Annotated in this window: 2 protein-coding genes, 2 tRNA genes and 1 pseudogene; 3 read left to right on the top strand and 2 right to left on the bottom strand. The window is 28.7% G+C overall.

Going from position 1 to position 3023, the window contains the following annotated elements; translation table 11 throughout:
* Positions 1-301 precede the first annotated feature (301 nt).
* From IDG60_RS09635 to IDG60_RS22275, 3 genes and pseudogenes are all read left to right on the top strand, one after another.
* Positions 302-757 carry a DUF6978 family protein gene (locus tag IDG60_RS09635; protein WP_001086056.1) on the top strand — a complete coding sequence of 152 codons (456 nt, stop codon included), beginning with the start codon at positions 302-304 and terminating at the stop codon, positions 755-757.
* Between the two features lie 12 nt (positions 758-769).
* On the top strand, positions 770-1558 hold the full coding sequence (locus IDG60_RS09630) for a DUF1828 domain-containing protein (RefSeq protein ID WP_000206350.1): 789 nt from the start codon (positions 770-772) through the stop codon (positions 1556-1558).
* Between the two features lie 460 nt (positions 1559-2018).
* A pseudogene (locus IDG60_RS22275) lies at positions 2019-2229 on the top strand (DUF1828 domain-containing protein); the annotation flags it as partial.
* 573 nt (positions 2230-2802) lie between these two features.
* Here the strand turns inward: IDG60_RS22275 and IDG60_RS09625 are convergent.
* Together IDG60_RS09625 and IDG60_RS09620 are read right to left on the bottom strand one after the other, a co-directional pair.
* Positions 2803-2891 (bottom strand) — tRNA-Ser (locus IDG60_RS09625).
* A gap of 54 nt (positions 2892-2945) precedes the next feature.
* Positions 2946-3017, bottom strand: a tRNA-Glu gene (locus IDG60_RS09620).
* Between the last annotated feature and the right edge of the window lie 6 nt (positions 3018-3023).

Genomic DNA, 3023 nt, shown 5'->3' with positions numbered 1-3023 from the left:
TAGTAAACGGCTACTACATTCGCATGTACTTCGTTTTACTGTCCACGCATGGTCGTTGACTTATTTATATTATAATATAAATATTTTATTTTTCAATACTTAATTTTAAAAATCCCCTATGAAAATGGAGATGAGCTGCATCTTTAAACCTTATTATACATTGTATAAAATTATATTGCGAGATGCTAAATTGATAATATACACTTTTGGTTGTGTATACATCTCACCTATCTTTTTTGCTTTTTTCAAATAAGAAAGTATTAAAAATTAATGCCTATACAATGTTAAAGGAGGAACAGACATGGCTAAACTTGATTTAAATAGTCTTAACGACGAGCACGTAAAATTATTAATAAATGAATTAAAATATCCAGAAACTCATATCGATGTAAATGAATTAAAAACAATAGTTGCTAGTCGAATAAATGAAAGGCAAGAAATAATAAGTTTTAAGTTAGGAATAAAGTACTTATTAACGATAAAAAGAGGGAACATAGAAAAAGATAGGTTTTCAATTTCAATCATTTTCAAAGATACCTATCACACCCTAGTTAGAATAGATATTAACGGTGGTACTCACGATAATCCAGATGGAACAATCGCTCCGAAAAGTCATATTCACATATATAATGATAAGTATGATAAAAAGGATAGGTTTGCTTATGAAATTAACTTGAAAGATTTCCCCGACATCTATAACTTGTATAATGTGTATATGTCGTTTTTAGAGTATAATAATATAAAAGACCTTGAATAAAGGAGGGATAATATGACTACATTTGATGCTAAAAAATTAAAAAAAGAATATCTTGATTGGTATAATCAGACCTTAGAGTTTTCTAATTTATCAAACAATGTAGTAAGAATAGATACTCCTTTTAAAGATAATTCTTTAGATAATTTAATAATTTACGCTTTATACGATCAGTCCAGAGACATGATTACACTGACAGATGACGGCTATACTATATTTGATTTAGAAAATAATGGTATTTCTTTAAATAAATCAAAAAAACGTAAAAAGATTTTTGAAGAGCACCTTTCAGCTTACGGTATTAAATATAACGATAAAACTCACGAAATTTTTGTTCAAACTAACTTTAAAAATTTTAATAAATCGAAACATAATTTATTACAGTGCCTTATATTTGTTAATGATATGTACTTACTTTCTAATCCTAAGTCACAGAACATATTTACAGAAGATGTTGCAAACAAATTGGATGAACATAACATTTATTACGGAAGAGACTTACCTATTATAGGAAGCAGTGGTGTTGTTCATAATTTCGACTTTTTTATTAGCGCTAAGAAAAATCAAAAAGAAAAATTTATCAATGCTATTTCTAACCCTAATAATTCTATGATTATTAAGTCGAAAATAACGGATGCTATGCAAGCAAAAAAAATAAAAAGACACAGGCAAAATGAGTTTATTTTTATTTTAAATGACTCAAAAAAAGAAATAAATGAACATAATAAAAATCTTCTTCATGAAAACTATATTAGTACAATAGATTATAGCGAATTAGATGAAAAGATAGGTTTATTGATTTAATATTTATAGACGTGATAATATCAATGTTTATATTAAATGAAACGAATTTGAAAAATTCGAAACAGCTTAAGATAGCAAATTGAATGGCCTTATTGATAATGCAGAATCGTCTGCACTTAGTTGAACAAATTCTATGAGAATAGATATTGTTAAACTATGTGGATAGGTGATTTTATTTTGACAAGAGTCAGAAGAACATATATTAAGGATTTCAAATTACAAATGGTTAAACTTTATGAAAATGGTATAACAAGAATCGAAATTATACGCGAATACGATTTAACACTCTCAATCTTCTCGAACTGAATAAATACTGGGTCATTCAATCATCAAGACAACTTATTAAGTGATGATAAATGTTCATACCATTTTGCAAATATAACCAGATACTCTCAACAAAATGTAGAGTTCAAAATTAAAAATGTCCCTAATTGGCACATTGCTGTATGATATTAAATTCAACTTAGATTTCAACAATATAACTAATGAAGCTTATATTTACCGCGATATCAAACCAAACAGCCTATCCACAAACAAATTAGAATATACCATGTTAGTAATAGTAAATGATATATATCTTCCAAAGACCGCAAACTGTAGCAGAAAATGAGAACCTTGCGTTTTTGAAATGGTCTAATAAATCAAATATCATTGAAACTTTAATCACATAAATTAACAGTAGTCCCCTGTTCGCAGTTCTATAAATTACAAATGCAATAAAGGCTAAAGTAAACTAATTACTTTAGCCTTTATTAATAATTTAGTCGAATTTATTAAAAATCGACTAACTCCTGGTTATGCTACGCTTTTCTTTAAAATCCGCACGTAGATGCCGATTGATTATATTATAATATTATTATTTTATTTTTTCAAGCGTATATATAATGTTTGATTTTCTTTAAGTAACAGCTAAACATTACATTTCAAAACGATTAGGTCATGCAGATGTACATACAACGCTTAAAACATATTCGCATTTGATTAAAGAATTTGAAGATAATGAAACTAAATTTATAGAAAAAAATCTGAATGATTTGTTTTGTGACTAAACTTCAAAATCTTGTGACTAAAGTTAAGATTAATCATCAAAAATTAGTCACATTGTGGCTAAAAAATTTTAAATGGATATAAATAAATAAGAAGTGTAAAAATGAGGATAATAGCTCAAATGCAGATATATCAAGGGTTTGAGTCTAAAATAAAAATAGCGCTTAAAATGGGTAAAACCAATTTAAGCGCCTTTACGGAAGGTAAGGGATTCGAACCCTTGAGACGCTTGTGACGCCTACACACTTTCCAGGCGTGCTCCTTCGGCCAGCTCGGACAACCTTCCTCAACAATAAATATGTAATAAAAAAACAGAAGCGATATTTCACTTCTGTTTGTATGACTCCTACGGGACTCGAACCCGTGTTACCGCCGTGAAAGGGCGGTGTCTTAACCGCTTGACCAAGGAGCCATGGCT

This window comes from Staphylococcus sp. EG-SA-2, from assembly GCF_017152085.1.
This window is presented reverse-complemented; position numbering and strand designations above follow the sequence as displayed.

Coding starts and splice junctions, on each gene's coding strand:
- IDG60_RS09635 (WP_001086056.1), top strand. CDS start 302: ATGGCTAAACTTGATTTAAATAGTCTTAACGACGAGCACGTAAAATTA.
- IDG60_RS09630 (WP_000206350.1), top strand. CDS start 770: ATGACTACATTTGATGCTAAAAAATTAAAAAAAGAATATCTTGATTGG.